The following is a 406-nucleotide window of genomic DNA, read 5'->3' as shown; positions in this document are numbered from 1 at the left end:
GGTTTCTCTAACAAAAGGACAATAACCATGACGGTAAAACGATACGGCGTGGAAGGTGGCGAAGGAACGGGTGGAGACCATTTCCCCTTTGCCCGTGCCCCCGAAACGGGCGGCCTTTTGAATGGTTTGGGGCAAAACCCGATGAGAGGGGGGGGAGTGGTCGGAGGCGGGAGCGGCCACCACTGCCGACTCGCGCTGCAAAACTGCGTCGATATCATGCACGAGGCCGGTTACACGCTGGAAGCTGTGGTGCATGCGAAAGTGATCCTTACCGATGCGCGCTATTTTCAGTCGTTCAATAAAGCGTTTAGCGAAGTTTTCGACGCTCATCCACCGGGGCGCATCTGGAGGGTGTGTGAATTGGTGGTGGATGGAAAAGAGGAAGGGGACGTCACCCGCTACCGTG

Annotated in this window: 1 protein-coding gene; it reads left to right on the top strand. The window is 56.9% G+C overall.

The window, feature by feature from the left end; translation table 11 throughout:
• Positions 1–27 precede the first annotated feature (27 nt).
• Positions 28–406, top strand: a 379-nt coding sequence (locus UF06_RS22290) for a RidA family protein (RefSeq protein ID WP_045572424.1), incomplete at its 3' end; no start/stop codon positions are given.

Source organism: Vibrio sp. S234-5, from assembly GCF_000960595.1.
GTDB lineage: Bacteria > Pseudomonadota > Gammaproteobacteria > Enterobacterales > Vibrionaceae > Vibrio.
The sequence above is the reverse complement of the archived record's forward strand: the minus strand, read 5'-3'. Positions and strand labels throughout refer to the sequence as shown.